The following is a 19,489-nucleotide window of genomic DNA, read 5'->3' as shown; positions in this document are numbered from 1 at the left end:
ATGAAAAAAAACCTGCTGGGACTCACACTCGCCTCTTTATTATTCACGACCGGCTCTGCTATCGCGGCGGATTACAAAATTGACAAAGAGGGACAGCATGCCTTTGTTAATTTCCGCATTCAGCATCTGGGATACAGCTGGCTGTACGGCACATTTAAAGACTTCGACGGCACATTTACCTTTGACGAGAAAAATCCGGCTGCCGATAAAGTCAATGTCACCATCAACACCAACAGTGTTGATACCAATCATGCCGAACGTGACAAACACCTGCGTAGTGCAGAATTCCTCAATGTGAGCAAGTTCCCGCAGGCCACCTTTACGTCCACCAGCGTGAAGAAAGAGGGCAACGATTTAGATATCACCGGTAACCTGACCCTGAACGGCGTCACCAAACCGGTAATACTGGATGCAAAGTTGATGGGTCAAGGGGGCGATCCATGGGGTGGCACACGCGCCGGTTTTGAAGCTCAAGGGAAAATAAAGCTGAAGGATTTCAACATTACCACCGATCTCGGTCCCGCTTCGCAGGAAGTCGAATTAATTATCTCGGTGGAAGGCGTACAGCAGAAATAACATCCTATTGATGCCGGATGAGGCTTTTGCCGCCATCCGGCATCGTGTTATTGCGCAGGATCGGGAATACCGAGCTTAGTATTTAAACGACCACGCGATTTATTAAAGATCTTATTGCCATTCTCACGCCCCGCGCGACGGCGGCGCTGCTCTTCTTCCGGTAGTTCGCTCTCTTCACAACACAGTTCACTACAGCAGCCTTTATACTTTTGCGCACAGGCTGGACACTGTATAAACAGCAGATGGCAGCCATCGTTTTTGCAATTGGTATGGCTGTCACATGCGGTACCGCACTGGTGACAATGCGAAATCACATCGTCAGAGATCCTCTCTCCCATGCGTTCATCGAAAACAAAATTTTTGCCGATAAAACGCACAGGCAGCCCCTGCTCACGCGCTTTGCGGGCATACTCAATAATGCCGCCCTCAATGTGCCAGACTTTGCTAAACCCGTTATGTTTCATCCAGGCACTGGCTTTCTCACAACGAATCCCCCCGGTACAATACATAACGATTTTTTTATCCTTATGCTCCTGCATCATTTCTACCGCTTTCGGCAGCTGATCGCGGAAGGTGTCTGCCGGGATCTCCAGCGCGTTTTCGAAGTGACCCACTTCATATTCATAGTGGTTGCGCATATCAATAAACACCGCATCCGGATCGTCCAGCATGGCATTCACTTCAGCTGCCTTCAGATAATCACCCACGTTGCTGGCGTCAAAATCAGGATCATCAATGCCATCCGCAACAATTCGCTCACGGACCTTCATGCGCAGAACCCAGAAAGATTTGCCGTCATCATCTAATGCAATATTGAGACGCAACCCGGATAATGCAGGATCAAATGCGTATAACTGTTGGCGAAACGCATCAACGTTACTTTGCGGTACACTGATTTGTGCGTTAATGCCTTCCCGTGCAAGATATACGCGGCCAAACACATTCAGTGTAGTGAACAGTTGATACAGTGCATCACGCGTTTGCTGAGGATCAGCGATGGTGAAATATTTATAGAATGAAATCGTCGTGCGCGGCTCAGATTCCGCCAGCATTTTAGCTTTGAGCGCGTCATTCGAAATGCGGTTGTGTAACACTGGCATGGTGTACGTATCCTGCAATCAGTAAAAATGAAAATCGGCCGGCATGATAAAGCAAACTTCGCCAATTTACATCCACACATTTTACGCTACATTTCATACTTCACGATAAAAACGCAACAACAATTGATGGTTTAATCACCACTCTCCCGTCGTAAATTTTAGATACGCGCAAAAAAATGCGACAATACAGGGAATTGGTCGTTAGAAGACAGGATAGACATGACGAATTTACCCAAGTTTTCGGCTGCGCTACTGCATCCGCGTTATTGGTTAACCTGGCTGGGTATTGGCATCCTTTGGTTAATCGTACAGTTACCCTACCCAGTGCTCTATAAATTGGGATGCGCATTAGGCCGTCTGGCATTACGCTTGATGAAACGTCGGGCAAAGATTGTTTCCCGCAATCTGGAACTGTGCTTCCCGCAAATGAGCGAGCAGGAACGCCAGCAGATGATGGTAAAAAACTTTGAGTCTGTCGGTATGGGCGTAATGGAAACCGGCATGGCCTGGTTTTGGTCCGACAGGCGAATATCACGCTGGACTGAAGTTATCGGAATGGAGCATATCCGGGACGTTCAGGCACAAAAGCGTGGGATCCTGTTAGTTGGTCTGCACTTTTTGACCCTCGAGTTGGGTGCACGCCAGTTTGGCTTACAAGAGCCGGGAATTGGTGTGTATCGTCCTAACGACAATCCTCTGCTCGACTGGCTACAAACCTGGGGGCGTATGCGCTCCAATAAATCAATGCTCGATCGTAAAGACCTGAAAGGGATGATTAAAGCGTTGAAGAAAGGTGAAGTGGTCTGGTACGCGCCGGATCACGACTATGGCCCTCGCGCCAGTGTATTTGTGCCTTTGTTCGCCGTTGAACAGGCTGCGACGACGTCCGGAACCTGGATGCTGTCCCGAATGTCGAATGCCTGCCTGGTGCCATTTGTTCCCCGTCGCAAACCTGACGGCAAGGGGTATCAATTGATCATGCTGCCACCGGAGTGTTCACCACCGCTGGACAATGCTGAAACAACGGCGGCCTGGATGAATAAAATCGTTGAAAAATGCATTATGATGGCCCCCGAGCAATACATGTGGTTACATCGCCGCTTCAAGACACGCCCTGAAGGCTCCCCGTCTCTGTACTGAGTCTTTGTTGCAGTCCTGTGGGCTGCAACACCTTCTCTCCCCTTTTAGGTTTAACTGCTATCCGCATTGCAGCAACTATCAACCAGGCGCATAATTAGCCTGCTTATTTATATTTACTCGATAGCGCAAACAGCGCATCACACTGCGGATCGCTATGTCACCCTCTGATGTCCCCATAAACTGGAAACGCAACCTTACCGTTGCCTGGCTGGGCTGTTTTTTAACCGGCGCAGCATTTAGCCTGGTCATGCCATTTTTACCCCTTTACGTCGAGAGTCTTGGCGTGACGGGTCACAGTGCCCTGAATATGTGGTCAGGGCTGGTATTCAGTATCACCTTCCTGTTTTCAGCGATTGCCTCACCTTTCTGGGGCGGACTGGCCGATCGTAAAGGCCGGAAAATCATGCTCTTACGCTCGGCGCTGGGCATGGCCATCGTCATGCTGCTGATGGGGCTGGCGCAAAATATCTGGCAATTCTTGATCCTGCGCGCCCTGCTGGGTTTGCTCGGTGGATTTATTCCTAATGCCAACGCACTGATCGCAACCCAGGTGCCACGCAATAAAAGCGGCTGGGCGTTGGGGACACTTTCCACCGGCGGCGTTAGCGGTGCTTTACTTGGGCCACTGGCGGGCGGGTTACTCGCCGATCAGTATGGTCTGCGCCCTGTATTTTTCATCACAGCCCTGGTGCTGTTGATCTGTTTTATTCTGACTCTCTTTTTTATCCGTGAACGCTTCCAGCCAGTGAGCAAGAAAGAGATGCTGCACGTTCGCGAAGTCGTGACGTCGTTAAAGAATCCAAAGCTGGTGCTGAGCTTGTTTGTCACTACCCTGATAATTCAGGTTGCAACCGGCTCCATTGCGCCAATCCTGACGCTGTATGTACGGGAGCTTGCAGGTAATGTCAGCAATATCGCGTTTATCAGTGGGATGATTGCATCTGTACCCGGTGTTGCGGCCTTAATCAGTGCACCAAAGCTCGGCAAATTGGGTGACAGGATTGGTCCGGAGAAGATCCTGATCGTTGCATTGGTTATCTCCGTACTGCTGCTGATCCCAATGTCATTCGTCCAGACGCCCTGGCAGCTAGGCGTGCTGCGCTTTTTACTGGGTGCCGCTGATGGCGCATTGCTGCCTGCCGTACAGACCTTGCTGGTGTATAACTCAACCAACCAAATCGCCGGGCGTATCTTTAGCTACAACCAGTCGTTTCGTGATATAGGCAACGTTACTGGGCCGTTAATGGGAGCTGCTATATCGGCAAATTATGGCTTCCGTGCCGTCTTCTGCGTCACCGCTGGTGTTGTGTTATTCAACGCAATCTACTCATGGAACAGTCTGCGCCGCCGCCGGGGATCTCAGGTCCTGGGATGATTTTGTGTATTCATTCTCAACGGTCCCCCTAACATATCAATTGGCTTAATATGGGGGATACGCAGAGTGAACTCAATAACGCTTAATATTATTCTAGCTGTTATAGTAAACCACTTTATTTCTCCCTGAGTTTTTCGCATCATACAGCGCAGCATCGGCATATGATACGACTTTGTCAGCAGAATAATCATCAGATTTACTACAATATACACCGATGCTGATTGTCATTTTCTCTTTCAGGCCATATATATTGGGCTCCGCTGTTTCAGTCTCAACATTTTTTCTTATTCTTTCCGCAACAAACATTGCTTCAGCTTTATCTTTACACTTAATCAGGAGCCCAAACTCTTCCCCACCAATTCTCGCAAAAATGTCTGAGTCCCTGATCGATTTATTGACAATATCAACAATGCTCTTTATAACGTGATCGCCTTCCTGATGGCCATAAGAATCATTGATGCGTTTGAATTTATCTATATCCAGTATCATTATACAAATAGCACCTTTTACTAAAGATGATTTTAGTGCCTTATAGAATAATTTTCGGTTATATATCTTAGTCATCGCATCTTTTATTGCTGAATCCGCCTCTCTCTTAAGAATAATGAACGTGTTGTACATTAATATAGATATGATACTTAAGGTGCTGATAACTTCGATTCCCCTACTGACATACCAAATATACATACTATATTCATCCAGACTCAACAGCAGAACATTCGTCAGGATTGCAGAGCAACACAGTAACGCGATGCTTTTCCATAAGATACCATGCATTTTTGTTTTCACTGGCAGATACAACAAAACCATTCCCCATGAAATAATCAGTGAATATATGTAGCCAATATGCCAGTGCACCGTTTTATTGTCAGTTTTGTGACTGGTAATTTCAATCGTAACATCAGCGTTATAACTTGATAAGTTATGCGAAAGGAATGCAATTGCCAGCATAATCAACAATGCTATAATTATGTAGCATGGTTCTCTTTCTTTAGTCTCAATAACTGTGGAAGCCGCTTTATAAGCTTTCAATGATACAAAAAGTAATGCGATAAAACTAACTTGCCTAAAATAATAGAAGATAGCAATATCATTTGTGCGTTTTTCTATCAAAACGCTATCATTAATTAAATCCTGAACGATATATATAGTTTCGATAAGATAGATATTATTACTAAGGAATGCCATTCCTAATATCATCAGGTATGTTAGATCTTTCCTGCAAAGGTATTGAAAAAGCATAAAAAGAAAAACAATGCCGTACAGGAAAAATAACCCAACGATGATTATTAAATATGTTGTTTGAGGTACACTCTGCACTTCTAACTGATACTGAGAAAGACACACACCAGCAATAAAATAGCTGACTGAGCAAGTAATGTAAAAGTTCATCAACCTGCTATTGTTTGAATTACTATTATCCATAACAGCCCTGGCAAGAATCCTATTTCGCATTTTATATATTAAGCCATTACTTTTTGCAAATTAATAATTTATCATTCTTTCAATAATGACAATCTTATTTATAACGCATGTTATTATTCATTGAATGTTATGGATGTTTTCTTATACTTTGTTATACATTAACATATTTATCACATATATAATGATTAACAATATCATTTATGGATATCTAACTTAAACAAATATCGATACTTTAAACGTAATACTCACGCGCGTCACTTTTTGCCTTACTCTTTAATTTCAATTAGTTATAATAAAAACCTTATATAAATTATATTGTTTCATCCGCTATAAAGTATGGCTTGCACTCTATTCAATCACCCCCTTTAAACTATGACATCCTCACTCATGGTGCTCCTGCATAACCGCTTGAGTTTAATACACTCCAACCGATTCTTAAAAACTTAAGGTTTGCTGTTCATGAAACGTATTGGCAGTAGGGTTCCCCCGTGTTTTTGTTGTTCCAGGAAGCACCACAACCGTGTGGTTATGGTAAGAAACACTCGATGCTTCAAGCCGTTGCATACCTGAAACTTCGCGATAAACGAATGCTTTGACAGTTCTCACCACACCACCTATATCTTTTTATTAAGCCAATCACCCATGCGATCAGGATGCGAATATGAATGCCTTGTACCCCACCCTTGAAGAAGCCATTGATGCAGCACGTGAAGAGTTTCTGGCTGATAATCCAGGTCTTGAATCTGACGAAGCCAGCGTCCAGCAGTTCAACGTACAAAAGTACGTGCTACAGGATGGCGATATCATGTGGCAAGCTGAGTTTTTTGCCGACGAAGATGATGGCGAAGGCGAATGTTTACCCATGCTGAGCGGTGAAGCGGCACAAAGCGTTTTTGATGGTGACTATGATGAGATTGATATTCGCCAGGAGTGGCAGGAGGAAAATACGCTCCACGAATGGGATGAGGGTGAATTTCAACTGGAGCCTCCCCTTGACACAGAGGAAGGCCGGACCGCAGCCGATGAATGGGATGAACGATAGTTACTCGTAAGGCCCATGGTGTATATCGAGCGGTAATAGCAACGTATCAAACACCAGCGAAAACGGCAGATCCAGGATGGTGACGTAACGCCACGCAGAGTCCCGGACATCCCATTGCACGCCTGGATAGTATTGATTTCCGTGTCCTTGTCCGGGGATCGTCCGGCTAATAATGCTGCCGCATCCGCTCAGAAGAAAGACCATCATTCCCACAGCCAGCATTCGCACTGGATACCTCATGACTTTTATATTCAGTATAAAAAAATACCGGCTCCAGGCCGGTATTTTTACGTTTCACACGCTTATTTTTTCCTGAGTGCCAGTGGGTTCAGGGAGATCCCCTGATAATAATTAACCCATGAAGAATACTTATCCGGTGAATTCCAGACGCGATAATGTAAACGCGCCATGGTCACCGGATCGCTCAACAGAACCAGGCGACGATCGCGATTCAGTTTCTCCGGCGTTTCATTCAGCGCCTGCTCGACATGGCGATCACGTGCGATTTCAAGCACGTTACTCGCACGATGGCGCGCGGTAGCCATTGCCGTTGCCAGCGCGTTAAACGACGGGTTAAACACAGCGTGCATGAAACCATCATCCAGCGAACGATTACGGTTCAACTCCAGATAGTTATCCGTGTCCACCAGCACCTTCGGCGGAGAATACTCTTCCGGGATCAGGAACAGTTTCCAGCGTTTGGTACGTAACCCAACCGTTGAACGACTGGAAATGACGGAAACAAACGGCGACAGGATTAGTGAAAAGACAATCGGAGCCAGCCAGAACAGGAAACGCAGATCCAGCCAGGCCATCCCTACTGCCCACACCAGGCCCAACAACAGCTGAGATCCGTGACGCATAAACGCCTCGCCCCACGGAGTGGAGTCGTCATCGCGTTGCGGCGAATTCCACACCACTTCCCATCCGAGGAAGGCACTCACCACGAAAACGGTATGGAACAACATACGCACCGGCGCCAGCAGCACGGAGAACAGAACCTCCAGCAGCAGCGACAACGTGACGCGAATAAATCCACCGTACTCTTTCGTGCCTTTGCACCAGATAAGCAAAATACTCAGCAGCTTCGGCAGGAACAACAGCACCATCGTTGAGGCAAACAACGCGATAGCCAGCTCAGGGCGCCACTGCGGCCAGACCGGGAACAGCTGACGTGGTTGCAGGAAGTACTGCGGTTCCGTCAACGCATGGACCACCTGTAATGCGGTCGACAACGCGAGGAACATGAACCACAACGGTGCTGACAGATAGGACATCACACCGGTCAGGAACACCGCGCGATGAACCGGGTGCATCCCTTTAACCAGGAACAGACGGAAGTTCATCAGGTTACCGTGGCACCAGCGACGGTCACGCTTGAGCTCATCCAGCAGGTTCGGTGGCAGCTCTTCATATGAACCCGGCAGATCGTAGGCAATCCACACGCCCCAGCCCGCACGACGCATCAATGCCGCTTCCACGAAGTCATGGGAGAGGATCGATCCCGCAAATGAGCCTTCGCCCGGCAGCGGTGCAAGCGCACAGTGTTCAATGAACGGTTTCACACGAATAATCGCGTTATGACCCCAGTAGTGCGACTCACCCAACTGCCAGAAGTGAAGTCCGGCGGTAAACAGCGGGCCATAAACGCGGGTAGCAAACTGCTGGCAGCGCGCGTACAGGGTGTCCATACCAGACGCTTTCGGCGAAGACTGGATAATCCCGGCATTCGGGTTCGCTTCCATCAGGCGTACCAGACCGGTCAGACAGTCTCCGCTCATCACGGAATCAGCGTCCAGCACCACCATATAGCTGTACTGGTTGCCCCAGCGACGGCAGAAGTCATCAATGTTACCGCTTTTACGCTTCACACGACGACGACGACGACGGTAGAAAATCTGTCCTTCGCCCTGCACTTCGGCAATCAGCTCCATCCACGCCTTTTGTTCCGCAACGCAGATATCAGGATTGTAGCTGTCACTCAGAATGTAAACATCGAAATGCTCCGCATTCCCCGTGGCTTTAACCGACTCCCACGTAGCGCGCAGGCCCGCGAATACGCGGTCAACGTCCTCGTTACAGATAGGCATGATTAGCGCAGTGCGGTGCTCGGGATTCAGCGGCTCATCCCCTACCGTTGAGGCAGAGATACTGTACTTGTCACGCCCAATCAGCAACTGCAGGAAGCCCATCAGCGCGGTCCAGAAACCGGCTGATACCCAACAAAAAAGCACGGCAAACAGAATGAGGATACCGGTCTGCAGCACATAAGGCAGCAACTGCATAAAGGAAACCCACAGGTTCTGCCCCATCATATCTGCTGGATTAATGAACGCCCATCCCTGATAAGGAAGGATCGTCTTCATATACCAGGTCGCTACGACCGTTTGCGCCAGCGTCAAGATCAACAGCGTATAACGGCGGATCGTGCCGACGGTACGCCATTTCTGCTCACTTTCTTGTTCTTCTTTCGTCAAACGAGAAAGATAACGCGGTGTGACATCGCGCCCACGCAGGCGATCCCAAAAACGGCCAACCGGGTTAGTACGCCAGGGATCGGGAAACATTGAAGTACGTGTCGCTTTCGGCATTGCCTGCAGCTGGTCACGCCCTTCATCATCCTTTATCAACTGATCTTTGGCCAGAGAGTCTGGCCAGGTTTGCTCAAGGCGAGCTTTTACAGAACCCTGCGGTGAATCATCTTCGCGCGAGTAAGTACGGTGCTCGGCATCCAGCGCCTGATGAACGGCGCGAATGTCAGTTTTCGGCAGTGCCGCTTTTTCGATATCCGAAAGCGGCATTGCGTCAATATACTCAGTTGTCTTATTCATTGGCAGGTAACTGGTAGCTCCAGGTTTCACTCAACGGCTGATCGGCATTGGCCAACGCAGCACGCATTTCAGTGGTTTTCTTCGCATCTTTCACTTTCACGCGCAGCATCAAGCGCCACCCTTTCGTAACCGGGTTGTAACGCACGGTGCTTTCCACGATTTCACCGTTGTCGCCAATACTGGTTTGCGCGGTAATCGGGGTGTCCTGCGGCAGCTTTTTCATCTCGGTGCCGGTGAAATCCACCACAAACGCGATAGTGCCGTCAGGCTGACGAATGAGATTAGATTGTTTGACATCCCCTGTGGAACGGCGAGTCTGCTGCACCCAGGCATTTTCTGGCGCATGAAGCTTATCTTCATCGCGCGTAAACGTCAGGGTGTACTTAAAGTTCATCTCTTTACCTGCTTCCGGCAGTTGATCCGGTGTCCAGTAGGCAACGATGTTATCGTTTGTTTCGTCGTTAGTGGGGATCTCAACTAATTCAATTTTGCCTTTACCCCAGTCGCCTTTTGGCGTGATCCAGGCACTTGGGCGCAGGTCATAACGGTCGTCGATATCTTCGAAACGGGAGAACTGACGTCCACGTTGCAACAGGCCGAATCCTTGCGGGTTTTCCATCGCAAAGCTGCTCACCGCGAGATGTTTCGGGTTATTCAGCGGACGCCAAATCCACTCGCCGTTACCAGCATGGATAGACAATCCGTTTGAGTCGTGCAGTTCCGGACGATAATTTGTCGTCGGAGATGGCTGGTTCGGTCCGAACAGGAACATACTGGTTAACGGAGCTACGCCCAGCTTGCCCACTTTATCGCGCAGATAGACTTTGGACTGAACATCCACAACCGTGTCACGGCCTGGAATAATCACAAAGCGATACGCCCCGGTTGCACGCGGGGAGTCCAGCAGGGCATAAATGGTTAAACGTTTGTCAGTCGGTTTTGGACGTTCGATCCAAAACTCACGGAAGCGGGGAAACTCTTCACCAGAAGGCAGTGCGGTATCTATCGCGAGACCGCGCGCAGACAGCCCATAGACCTGGCCTGCACCAAGTACGCGGAAATAGCTGGCGCCGAGCATGCTGACGATTTCATCGTTTTTGTCTTTGCTGTTGAGCGGATACAGTACCTTAAACCCGGCGAAACCGAGATCTTTTACCGTGTCTTTATCGTGCTGCACATCGCCAAAATTAAAATAATCCGGGCTGTATTTGATTTTTTTCACCGCAGTTGCGGTAACTTCGTTGATCTTGACCGGCGTGTCGAAGTACATACCCTGGTGGTAGAATTCGAGCTTAAATGGGGTCTTAAGATTGCTCCAGTATGCTTTGTCGCGATTAAACTGGATCTGCTGATAATCCGCATATTTCATGTCGCGGAAAACGGAGGGCAAGTTACTTTTTGGCGCCTCGTAGCCTTTATCGGCTAAGGATTGAGCTTGCTTTGCAACATCATCAATACTGAACGCCCAGCTCGATGATGTATACAGCGTTAACATTACTGCTGCACCCAACCAACGCATTTTCATCATTTGTAGTTTATGTTTCATAATTAGTAAGCACTTCCCCCTTTGTGTGCTTATATTGATCCGATCCATTTTAATGGATAATCGGGTATTCCGACAACTGAATCCCTGTATTGTTCGCGTGCTGGCTCATGGTTTAAGCAGGTTCGCCTGCCTGTTTTCACTTTGAGTGCTTATCCTGGAGACAGGTTGTTGGACTTCGTGTAGGGTTGCCTTCGAATGTAACCATAATTCGTCTTAGGGATAAGACGAAAAGTCTGAGAATACGTAACTGTCTATGAGCTCTGTATCTCCACCACGTGAATATTTTCTGGATTCCATCCGTGCCTGGCTGATGTTGTTGGGGATTCCCTTCCATATCTCGCTGATCTACTCCACACATACCTGGCATGTGAACAGCGCAGAACCGTCATGGATATTGACCCTCTTTAACGATTTCATACATGCATTTCGCATGCAGGTCTTCTTTGTTATTTCGGGTTACTTTTCATACATGCTGTTTTTGCGCTATCCCTTAAAGCGGTGGTGGAAAGTGCGTGTTGAACGCGTGGGGATCCCTATGCTGACCGCCATCCCGCTACTCACACTGCCGCAATTTATCATGCTGCAATATGTGAAAGGCAAAGCCGACAGTTGGCATACTCTCAGTGGGTACGATAAATACAACGCACTGGCATGGGAGCTGATTTCTCATCTGTGGTTTTTACTCGTCCTTGTCGTTTTAACAACCGTGAGTATGTGGGTGTTTAGCCAAATGAAACACCGGTTGACGAGCCCCGATGGCGTCAGCACGTCCACGATATCGATGACAAAACTGACGTTGATCTTTTTGTTGCTTGGCGTCGGATACGCCGCCGTCAGAAGAACAATTTTTATCGTCTACCCGTCTATTCTCAGCGATGGCATGTTTAATTTTATCGTCATGCAAACGCTGTTCTATGTGCCGTTCTTTATGCTCGGCGCGCTGGCGTTTATCAATCCGCAGTTGAAAGCACTGTTCACAACGCCCTCGCGCAGCTGCACGTTAGGCGCGGCATGCGCTTTTATGGCTTATCTGCTCAATCAACGCTATGGAAACGGCGATGCCTGGATGTATGAAACCGAATACGTGATAACAATGGTGATGGGACTGTGGATGGTTAACGTCGTTTTCTCGCTCGGCCACCGTTTATTGAATTTCCAGTCAGCCCGTGTCACCTATTTTGTCAATGCATCACTGTTTATCTATCTGGTGCATCATCCGTTAACGCTGTTTTTCGGCGCCTATATCACACCGCACATTACATCAAACCTGCTGGGTTTTCTCTGTGGGCTGCTGTTTGTTGTCGGGATTGCGGTAATATTGTACGAAATCCACTTGCGGATACCGGTGCTGAAGTTCCTCTTTTCAGGGAAACCCATCGTTAAGCAGGATAAAAACAAGGCCATTGCCGGATAGCAGGCCTGTCATTGCATGGTTCAAAGCAACCATTCAATCGGTAATACAGAGGCCAGCCTCACCAGAACCCGCTTCCAGAATCCTGTGGCGGGTTCTTTTTTCACTACCCGCTCACTGCCGCCAGGACAATCTACCCAGTTTATCCGGCCCCAGCGGTCCAGGCGCAATTGCCAGGCCACATCACGCTGGCTTTGCATAAAGCGTTTATGAATCAATGACGCCAGCACTTCACTCTCAATCACAAATCCCATTTCCGTATTGAGCAACGTTGAGCGCGGATCAAAATTAAGCGAGCCGATGAAGACTTTGCGGCCATCAATGCTGAAGGTTTTCGCATGCAGACTAGAGCCTGAATTGCCGGTCAACCCGCGATCGTGTACCACCGTACCGCGATCGCGGGTTGGTTTTAGCTCATACAGTTCTACACCATAGCGCAGCAATTTTTTCCGCCAGCGCGCATATCCTGCATGCACAATTGCCACATCATTCGCGGCCAGCGAGTTAGTTAAAATAGCAATCTTTACCCCTTTTCGGACCAGGCGCAGGAGTTGTGCGACTCCGGCACGTGTCGGCACAAAGTAAGCGGAAATAATATCAATACGCTCAGTGGGTGAGCCCATGACGTCAAACAAACGCTGCGGTAATAGCGAGTGACGCGGCGCTTTCCCCTCTCCTTTTGCCGGATCGTCACTGAGCAGGCGCGTTTTGGCCCAAATCAGCGACAGTGAACCCTGGTCAAGATGCGTCATAAACTGGCTGGTCTCCAGTTTGTGCAAATAGCGTCGGGTAATATCGTCGTTATACCAGGATTCAGGCAGTTCAATGCGTTGAGTCGTTTCTGGTTCAGACAACTCCAGGACTCTTTGTAACGTTGAAACTGACTGACATTGCCAGTATCGCTCAAAATCATCCGCGACCTCTTTCACCACTGGACCGATGGCCATCACGTCAAGATCGGAAAACAACGGTTCTTCACCCGCACCGAAATAGGCATCTCCGATATTACGCCCGCCGACCAGCGTCACTACACCGTCCGCGGTATAACTTTTATTGTGCATGCGGCGATTGAGCCGGGCGAAATCGGTTAAATACCCCAATGCGCGAAGGATGCGAAATGAAAAGGGATTAAACAGGCGGACTTCAATATTTGGATGGTTATCCAACAGACGCAGCGTGTCATCAAGGCCCGGAGTGTTGTTATCATCCAACAGCAAACGAACCCGTACCCCGCGTTTCGCCGCGGCCAGCAGAACAGAAAACAGCAGCAGCCCGGACATGTCGTTCTCCCAGATGTAATACTGCACATCCAGCGTTCGTTCCGCCATTTCTGTCAGCCGATAACGGGCTGCGAAAGCATCCAGACTGTCATCCAGTGCCAGAATGCCGCACTGGTCCGGATGGCTTGCGCACAATGGGGTAATGGCACGCTCAAGTCGCGTCATATCAGGCCGTGTTATCATCGCCTTGTTGGGTGAGTAATCTCTTGTATAACCTGGCATTTTCCTCATCAAAACACACGAAGTAGATTTGATCAGGTAGCGCACGGCGGGTGATAAATTTTTGCACCGTATTCACCGCAATCTCCGCCGCCGCTGCACGTGGATATCCGTAGGCTCCGGTGCTGATAGCCGGGAACGCAATGGATTGATAGCCATTGGCCAGTGCCAGTTGTAATGAATTGAGATAGGCCTCTTCAAGGCGTTCTGCTTCATGATGATCGCCGCCCTGCCAGACGGGCCCAACAGTGTGGATCACCGCTTTGGCGGGAAGATTTCCTGCCAGGGTGATAACCGCATGGCCGGTTGGGCATTCGCCCTGTTGCTGTAATACCTGTTTGCAGGCCTCCAACAGTGCAGGTCCAGCGACGCGATGAATCGCTCCATCAACGCCACCGCCGCCCAGCAACGAGGAGTTGGCCGCATTGACAATCACATCAACGGCGATTGTCGTAATGTCGCCCTGTAAAACATGAACACGCGATTGCATAAGTTCCCCCTGACAAAACACTCTCCGTTAAGTGTACAGCAGGGTTTTCTATGAAATCTCACTTTTTAACTATACAGGTGCATATCTACGCCAGAACGATTCATTTATATTCAATATTAAGAATTGCCAGATTTTTCTGTTCATTAAGGTACTGCATTCTCATACTGGCAATTTGCTGGAGGCTTTCAGGGGCCATCGTTATCTGTTGTGTGTTATAGCGACTACTCCGTAACTTGCCATCACGTATACATGACACTTCAATCTGCTGTTGTTGCGAGCTCACATCACAAGGCGATTCAACTATTGCGCCACGAAAATGGATAATCCCGCCAGATGTGATTTGCTGCGCCGTTGCGGGGAAGATAAAAAAAGAAGTAACACATAAACTGGTACTTAAAATACGTTTTAATAAGGTGCTCATAAGGGTTCCTCAATGATAAACCATCCTTGAGGGATCGAAGTGATCCTTCACCGCTGCGATTAACGACCAAATAAAAACGTTTTCACGTCTCTATATTCATAGAACAGCACCGCTTTCCCAGCCACACCTTTAAAGCAAATACAGCAAAAAATCATGAGCGATTGCTTGAATCAGGCCACTGCTGGGACAGATGCAATGACTGCCCATCCGAAACGGTAACGACAATGTTGACCGTATCTTCAGGTGAAATATTAAAGCTCAGTTTTGTTAATTCAATCGGCCGATTAGCAGGGATCGACAGGCTTGTTTTCTGTTGCGTTTGGCTTTGCCCCCCCGACCCTTTACGTATGGCAAGAACTTGTACCTCGCACACGCAGGGTTGCGATAATGTCACCTGCGGAATAATGGTATACATCTCACCTTGCTGGGTTGTATTAAAGGTTATTTGATTTGAAAGCGCGGCAATGAGTAATAGCGTATGCATAATATGCTCCCGAAAAAAAACAGGGCTTTCGCCCTGTTTATTATCAGTTATAAAACTGAATTAGTGCTGGTTAGCTGTCGCATTGTTGCCATAACCAACCTGCTGAATCAGAACATTCGAGTCAGATGCAGTCTGATTAACCACCGCACCGTTACGACCACCGAACTGAGTTACACTGATGTCAGCATTTTTTGCATTCCACTGATTGATATCAGCGCTGTTCTGGAAGCCAGTCTGTTTCAGGCTAATGGTACTGTCATCAGCACCTTGCCCGACGGTAGCACCGTTACCATGTCCGTGTTGTGTGATGGTCACGTCTGATTTACGTGCATCACTTTGCAGCGCATTCGCAACGTTACTTGACCCATATTGGTAAATACTCAATGAAGAGTCCGGGCCATAATTACTACCGCCACCATGATGATTGCCGCCCCATTGCGGAACAACACCTGCCAGAGCACTGCCAGAAACTACGATTGCTGCGAATGCTGCCACTTTTAAAAGTTTCATGGTAAACCCCCATCGGATTGATTTAAACGTCGTTTACGGATTAGCGTTGAGTAACGCGAATTGCCATTTGCGACTGTCTCTGCACCACAACTGCTGTTTTTTGTGTACCGTACTGGGTAATATTTGCTTTATTCCCAGAACCTTTCTGGATAATCATCGCTGTATTACCGTAAGAACTTTGTTTAATACTCGCATCATTGGAGCTGCCCGTTTGATCAATATATGCAAAATTATATGATCCTGTCTGATCTGTTCTCGCCCGGTTACCTGAACCTTCTTGCGAAATGACCGACAATAACTTGCTGCCCTCCTGGCGAGTATTTGCACTGTTAGCAGTGCCAACCTGACCAATAATGGCTGCCTGATTAAATGAAGACTTACTTAATTCATTTACCGCAAAGTTATATTCTGAATTAGCTAAATCATAACTGGTTGCGGATGCAATCCCAGGCACACCCAGTATTGTAAACATCATAAATAACAACTTGTTTTTCATGCTGTCACCCTGGACCTGGTCGTACATGAAGTTAAATTAATTACCACTCAAATTGTTGTTAACATGACTTACATTTGTTAACGCCACGTTACGATGAAGAGTATGTCCGTTGAAACATTTTAAATAACTCACCCGCGAGTGGTATTTTGATATCCAGATTCACCCCAAAGTACTAATTAACAGTGAATAACACCGCTACAGGTATAGGTTTTATTTTTATTTCTCAATCAGAAATGAATTTCTATGCAGTCACTGAAAAAGTGCATTTTCCGCGATTTCAGGGCTTCACAGCACCGTGTCGCGATAGTCATCGATGCAAGTCGTGACAAAGGTCAGTTTTTTCCTCTTAAAATTGTCCAACGTAAAGTGGGACAAAGAATTTAGAATTCATTAGAAATCTAAAACTTGCTAATCATTAATTAAAACCTTATAAATCAATAAATTATTATAATTTGTATGATTTTTTAAATCTATGCAGTAACGGTAAAATGTACAACTTTCCTATCAAATCTAAACTCCAATAAAACCTAAAAATCACATTTTAATATATAATTTTACATCCTGTTACATGTTTAACACTTGCTTTAAGATTTGTAATAGCTAGATTGAAATCAGTTGAAGTCCATTTGTTTTAATATTTTCACCCCTTTGGGTCGATATTTTATTTCTACACAGCAGTGCAACATCTGTCAGTACTTCTGGTGCCTCTATTTTAGTAGAGACAGCTGTCAGGTGTGCGACTAAAAAGTGGAGTTTCATCATGTTTAATGAAGTCCATAGCATTCATGGTCATACATTATTGTTGATCACGAAACCTTCTTTGCAGGCAACTGCATTATTACAACATTTAAAACAATCACTGGCGCTAACCGGAAAACTACATAATATTCAACGTTCTCTGGATGATATTTCCTCCAGCTGCATTGTTTTACTGGATATGATGGAGGCAGATAAAAAACTGATCCATTACTGGCAAGATAATTTGAGCAGAAAAAACAACAATATAAAGACGTTATTGTTGAATACCCCTGATGACTACCCTTATCGGGATATCGAAAACTGGCCACATATCAATGGCGTGTTTTACGCAACTGAAGACGAACAGCGTGTTGTTAGCGGCTTGCAGGGCGTCTTACGCGGTGAATGTTACTTCACGCAAAAGCTTGCCAGTTATCTGATCACGCATTCTGGAAATTATCGTTATAACAGCACGGAATCAGCGCTGCTGACACACCGTGAAAAAGAGATACTTAATAAATTGCGTATCGGCGCCTCAAATATTGAAATCGCTCGCTCACTATTTATCAGTGAAAATACGGTAAAAACACATCTTTATAATCTTTTCAAAAAGATAGCTGTCAAAAATCGTACGCAGGCGGTCTCATGGGCCAATGATAACCTCAGGCGATAAAGCCATGAAACGCTATTTGACCTGGATTGTGGCAGCAAATTTATTCTTTGCTGCCGGGAATTTGCACGCGGCTACAGGCGTAGAAGTGGAGGTTCCCGGACTGTTAACTGACCACACTGTCTCTTCAATCGGGCATGATTTTTATCGTGCATTTAGTGACAAGTGGGAAAGTGAGTACACAGGAAATTTAACTATCAATGAAAGACCCAGTGCGCGTTGGGGAAGTTGGATCACCATAACGGTCAATCAGGACGTTATCTTCCAGACTTTTTTATTCCCCACGAAAAGAGACTTCGACAAAATTGTCGTCTTCGCATTGGCACAAACTGAGGAAGCATTAAATCGCCGGCAAATAGATCAAACACTATTAAGCACGAGCGATTTAGCGCGCGATGAATTCTAAAACATGATTTTGTCCGGAGGCTTTCATGCGTGTCAAACATGCAGTGGTTTTGCTCATGCTAATTTCACCATTAAGTTGGGCCGGAAACATGACGTTCCAGTTCCGAAATCCAAACTTTGGTGGCAACCCGAATAACGGCGCTTTTTTGTTGAACAGCGCTCAGGCGCAGAACTCCTATAAAGATCCGAGCTATAGCGATTACGGAATTGAAACACCGTCAGCGCTGGATAACTTTACTCAGGCGATTCAGTCACAAATTCTCGGCGGCCTGCTCACCAACATTAATACCGGTAAGCCGGGAAGAATGGTGACCAATGATTTTATCATTGATATCGCTAACCGGGACGGGCAGTTGCAATTGAATGTTACCGACAGGAAATCGGGAAAAACATCAACGATCGAAGTGTCGGGTTTACAAACACAGTCAACCGATTTCTAAGCCATAGCCACGAAAGGAAAAAATCATGCAGCGCTTACTTATAATGGTTGCAGTATTTTTACTCAGCGGATGCTTAACGTCCCCACCGCAAGAAGCCGCTAAACCGACATTAATGCCTCGCGCCCAAAGTTACAAAGACTTGACGCATCTCCCGATGCCTACGGGTAAAATCTTTGTATCGGTTTACAATATCCAGGATGAAACTGGTCAGTTTAAACCTTATCCGGCAAGTAACTTCTCCACTGCCGTACCGCAAAGTGCCACGGCAATGCTGGTTACCGCACTGAAAGATTCGCGTTGGTTCGTGCCGCTGGAGCGTCAGGGATTACAGAACTTACTGAACGAACGAAAAATCATCCGTGCGGCACAGGAAAACGGCACGGTTGCCATTAACAACCGAATTCCGCTGCAATCATTAACCGCAGCTAACGTGATGGTGGAAGGTTCAATCATCGGCTATGAAAGCAACGTTAAATCAGGTGGTGTCGGCGCGCGTTATTTCGGTATTGGTGCCGATACGCAATATCAACTCGACCAGATAGCGGTAAACCTGCGCGTAGTTAACGTCAGTACCGGTGAGATCCTTTCTTCGGTCAATACCAGTAAAACCATCCTGTCTTATGAAGTGCAGGCAGGGGTATTCCGTTTCATTGACTACCAACGGCTTCTGGAAGGGGAAATTGGTTATACCTCTAACGAACCGGTCATGCTTTGCCTGATGTCAGCCATTGAAACTGGCGTTATCTTCCTGATAAATGACGGTATCGATCGCGGCTTGTGGGATTTGCAGGATAAGAAACAAGTTGATAACGACATTCTGGTCAAATACCGTCATATGTCGGTACCTCCAGAGTCCTGATACTAAAGAGAGAATAAAAAGCGTGAGGGAA

Annotated in this window: 20 protein-coding genes; 9 read left to right on the top strand and 11 right to left on the bottom strand. The window is 47.1% G+C overall.

What is annotated here, in order from left to right; all coding sequences use genetic code 11:
- Positions 1–576, top strand: a complete 576-nt coding sequence (locus SK32_RS02420; RefSeq protein WP_048211216.1) for a YceI family protein — start codon at positions 1–3, stop codon at positions 574–576.
- A gap of 47 nt (positions 577–623) precedes the next feature.
- Here the strand turns inward: SK32_RS02420 and trhO are convergent, their stop codons facing one another.
- On the bottom strand, positions 624–1,676 hold the full coding sequence (gene trhO, locus SK32_RS02415) for an oxygen-dependent tRNA uridine(34) hydroxylase TrhO (RefSeq protein WP_040230660.1): 1,053 nt from the start codon (positions 1,674–1,676) through the stop codon (positions 624–626).
- Positions 1,677–1,895: 219 nt separating this feature from the next.
- Here trhO and SK32_RS02410 point away from each other — a divergent pair, with 219 nt between their 5' ends.
- Both SK32_RS02410 and mdtG read left to right on the top strand, forming a co-directional pair.
- Positions 1,896–2,816: a Kdo(2)-lipid IV(A) acyltransferase gene (locus SK32_RS02410; protein WP_005129093.1), complete on the top strand. Its 921-nt coding sequence runs from the start codon at positions 1,896–1,898 to the stop codon at positions 2,814–2,816.
- A gap of 154 nt (positions 2,817–2,970) precedes the next feature.
- On the top strand, positions 2,971–4,191 hold the full coding sequence (gene mdtG, locus SK32_RS02405) for a multidrug efflux MFS transporter MdtG (protein WP_005129095.1): 1,221 nt from the start codon (positions 2,971–2,973) through the stop codon (positions 4,189–4,191).
- Between the two features lie 93 nt (positions 4,192–4,284).
- Here mdtG and SK32_RS02400 read toward each other — a convergent pair whose 3' ends face one another.
- Positions 4,285–5,616, bottom strand: a complete 1,332-nt coding sequence (locus tag SK32_RS02400; RefSeq protein WP_048211215.1) for a sensor domain-containing diguanylate cyclase — start codon at positions 5,614–5,616, stop codon at positions 4,285–4,287.
- Between the two features lie 661 nt (positions 5,617–6,277).
- Here SK32_RS02400 and SK32_RS02395 point away from each other — a divergent pair.
- Complete coding sequence (locus SK32_RS02395; RefSeq protein ID WP_048211214.1) at positions 6,278–6,658, top strand: MysB family protein; 381 nt, start codon at positions 6,278–6,280, stop codon at positions 6,656–6,658.
- Here the strand turns inward: SK32_RS02395 and SK32_RS02390 are convergent, their stop codons facing one another.
- The 3 genes from SK32_RS02390 to mdoG all read right to left on the bottom strand — a co-directional run bounded on the left by SK32_RS02390 (position 6,659) and on the right by mdoG (position 11,017).
- Positions 6,659–6,898 carry a YceK/YidQ family lipoprotein gene (locus SK32_RS02390; protein WP_168216504.1) on the bottom strand — a complete coding sequence of 80 codons (240 nt, stop codon included), beginning with the start codon at positions 6,896–6,898 and terminating at the stop codon, positions 6,659–6,661.
- A gap of 62 nt (positions 6,899–6,960) precedes the next feature.
- Positions 6,961–9,489, bottom strand: coding sequence for a glucans biosynthesis glucosyltransferase MdoH (gene mdoH, locus SK32_RS02385; protein WP_048211213.1), 2,529 nt, complete (start codon positions 9,487–9,489; stop codon positions 6,961–6,963).
- Complete coding sequence (gene mdoG, locus SK32_RS02380) at positions 9,482–11,017, bottom strand: glucans biosynthesis protein MdoG (RefSeq protein WP_086523802.1); 1,536 nt, start codon at positions 11,015–11,017, stop codon at positions 9,482–9,484. Before mdoG ends, mdoH begins: the two co-directional genes overlap by 8 nt.
- Positions 11,018–11,288: 271 nt before the next feature.
- Between mdoG and mdoC the strand changes: the two genes are divergently transcribed.
- The gene (mdoC, locus tag SK32_RS02375; RefSeq protein WP_048211212.1) at positions 11,289–12,449 is read left to right on the top strand and encodes a glucans biosynthesis protein MdoC; all 1,161 of its coding nucleotides are present in this window, start codon (positions 11,289–11,291) and stop codon (positions 12,447–12,449) included.
- Positions 12,450–12,469: 20 nt separating this feature from the next.
- Here mdoC and SK32_RS02370 read toward each other — a convergent pair whose 3' ends face one another.
- The 6 genes from SK32_RS02370 to csgB form a co-directional block, all read right to left on the bottom strand.
- Positions 12,470–13,957, bottom strand: coding sequence for a phospholipase D family protein (locus tag SK32_RS02370; protein ID WP_086523385.1), 1,488 nt, complete (start codon positions 13,955–13,957; stop codon positions 12,470–12,472).
- A complete protein-coding gene (gene ymdB / locus SK32_RS02365) occupies positions 13,893–14,435 on the bottom strand; it encodes an O-acetyl-ADP-ribose deacetylase (protein WP_048211210.1) in 543 nt (180 codons plus the stop codon). The genes SK32_RS02370 and ymdB overlap by 65 nt, the downstream gene beginning before the upstream one ends.
- Before the next feature lie 100 nt (positions 14,436–14,535).
- Positions 14,536–14,856, bottom strand: coding sequence for a type 1 fimbrial protein (locus SK32_RS02360; protein WP_048211209.1), 321 nt, complete (start codon positions 14,854–14,856; stop codon positions 14,536–14,538).
- 151 nt (positions 14,857–15,007) lie between these two features.
- Positions 15,008–15,340 carry a curli assembly chaperone CsgC gene (gene csgC, locus SK32_RS02355; protein ID WP_048211208.1) on the bottom strand — a complete coding sequence of 111 codons (333 nt, stop codon included), beginning with the start codon at positions 15,338–15,340 and terminating at the stop codon, positions 15,008–15,010.
- A gap of 60 nt (positions 15,341–15,400) precedes the next feature.
- Entirely contained in the window at positions 15,401–15,850 is a 450-nt protein-coding gene (gene csgA / locus SK32_RS02350) for a curli major subunit CsgA (RefSeq protein WP_048211207.1), read from the bottom strand.
- A gap of 40 nt (positions 15,851–15,890) precedes the next feature.
- The gene (gene csgB / locus SK32_RS02345; RefSeq protein WP_048211206.1) at positions 15,891–16,346 is read right to left on the bottom strand and encodes a curli minor subunit CsgB; all 456 of its coding nucleotides are present in this window, start codon (positions 16,344–16,346) and stop codon (positions 15,891–15,893) included.
- Positions 16,347–17,106: 760 nt separating this feature from the next.
- On the opposite strand from csgB, the gene csgD reads away from it, so the two are divergent.
- From csgD to csgG, 4 genes are read left to right on the top strand one after another with little or no spacing between them, the layout of a single operon-like run.
- A complete protein-coding gene (gene csgD, locus SK32_RS02340; RefSeq protein WP_005129125.1) occupies positions 17,107–17,757 on the top strand; it encodes a biofilm master transcriptional regulator CsgD in 651 nt (216 codons plus the stop codon).
- A gap of 4 nt (positions 17,758–17,761) precedes the next feature.
- A complete protein-coding gene (gene csgE / locus SK32_RS02335; RefSeq protein ID WP_048211205.1) occupies positions 17,762–18,160 on the top strand; it encodes a curli production assembly/transport protein CsgE in 399 nt (132 codons plus the stop codon).
- Between the two features lie 25 nt (positions 18,161–18,185).
- On the top strand, positions 18,186–18,599 hold the full coding sequence (gene csgF / locus SK32_RS02330) for a curli production assembly/transport protein CsgF (RefSeq protein ID WP_005129126.1): 414 nt from the start codon (positions 18,186–18,188) through the stop codon (positions 18,597–18,599).
- A gap of 25 nt (positions 18,600–18,624) precedes the next feature.
- Positions 18,625–19,458 (top strand): curli production assembly/transport protein CsgG, encoded by an 834-nt coding sequence (csgG, locus tag SK32_RS02325; protein WP_048211204.1) that lies wholly within the window; start codon positions 18,625–18,627, stop codon positions 19,456–19,458.
- Positions 19,459–19,489 lie beyond the last annotated feature (31 nt).

The organism is Citrobacter sp. MGH100, assembly GCF_001034465.1.
Classification (GTDB): domain Bacteria; phylum Pseudomonadota; class Gammaproteobacteria; order Enterobacterales; family Enterobacteriaceae; genus Citrobacter; species Citrobacter youngae.
This window is presented reverse-complemented; position numbering and strand designations above follow the sequence as displayed.

Coding starts and splice junctions, on each gene's coding strand:
- SK32_RS02420 (WP_048211216.1), top strand. CDS start 1: ATGAAAAAAAACCTGCTGGGACTCACACTCGCCTCTTTATTATTCACG.
- trhO (WP_040230660.1), bottom strand. CDS start 1,676: ATGCCAGTGTTACACAACCGCATTTCGAATGACGCGCTCAAAGCTAAA.
- SK32_RS02410 (WP_005129093.1), top strand. CDS start 1,896: ATGACGAATTTACCCAAGTTTTCGGCTGCGCTACTGCATCCGCGTTAT.
- mdtG (WP_005129095.1), top strand. CDS start 2,971: ATGTCACCCTCTGATGTCCCCATAAACTGGAAACGCAACCTTACCGTT.
- SK32_RS02400 (WP_048211215.1), bottom strand. CDS start 5,616: ATGGATAATAGTAATTCAAACAATAGCAGGTTGATGAACTTTTACATT.
- SK32_RS02395 (WP_048211214.1), top strand. CDS start 6,278: ATGAATGCCTTGTACCCCACCCTTGAAGAAGCCATTGATGCAGCACGT.
- SK32_RS02390 (WP_168216504.1), bottom strand. CDS start 6,898: ATGAGGTATCCAGTGCGAATGCTGGCTGTGGGAATGATGGTCTTTCTT.
- mdoH (WP_048211213.1), bottom strand. CDS start 9,489: ATGAATAAGACAACTGAGTATATTGACGCAATGCCGCTTTCGGATATC.
- mdoG (WP_086523802.1), bottom strand. CDS start 11,017: ATGATGAAAATGCGTTGGTTGGGTGCAGCAGTAATGTTAACGCTGTAT.
- mdoC (WP_048211212.1), top strand. CDS start 11,289: ATGAGCTCTGTATCTCCACCACGTGAATATTTTCTGGATTCCATCCGT.
- SK32_RS02370 (WP_086523385.1), bottom strand. CDS start 13,957: ATGAGGAAAATGCCAGGTTATACAAGAGATTACTCACCCAACAAGGCG.
- ymdB (WP_048211210.1), bottom strand. CDS start 14,435: ATGCAATCGCGTGTTCATGTTTTACAGGGCGACATTACGACAATCGCC.
- SK32_RS02360 (WP_048211209.1), bottom strand. CDS start 14,856: ATGAGCACCTTATTAAAACGTATTTTAAGTACCAGTTTATGTGTTACT.
- csgC (WP_048211208.1), bottom strand. CDS start 15,340: ATGCATACGCTATTACTCATTGCCGCGCTTTCAAATCAAATAACCTTT.
- csgA (WP_048211207.1), bottom strand. CDS start 15,850: ATGAAACTTTTAAAAGTGGCAGCATTCGCAGCAATCGTAGTTTCTGGC.
- csgB (WP_048211206.1), bottom strand. CDS start 16,346: ATGAAAAACAAGTTGTTATTTATGATGTTTACAATACTGGGTGTGCCT.
- csgD (WP_005129125.1), top strand. CDS start 17,107: ATGTTTAATGAAGTCCATAGCATTCATGGTCATACATTATTGTTGATC.
- csgE (WP_048211205.1), top strand. CDS start 17,762: ATGAAACGCTATTTGACCTGGATTGTGGCAGCAAATTTATTCTTTGCT.
- csgF (WP_005129126.1), top strand. CDS start 18,186: ATGCGTGTCAAACATGCAGTGGTTTTGCTCATGCTAATTTCACCATTA.
- csgG (WP_048211204.1), top strand. CDS start 18,625: ATGCAGCGCTTACTTATAATGGTTGCAGTATTTTTACTCAGCGGATGC.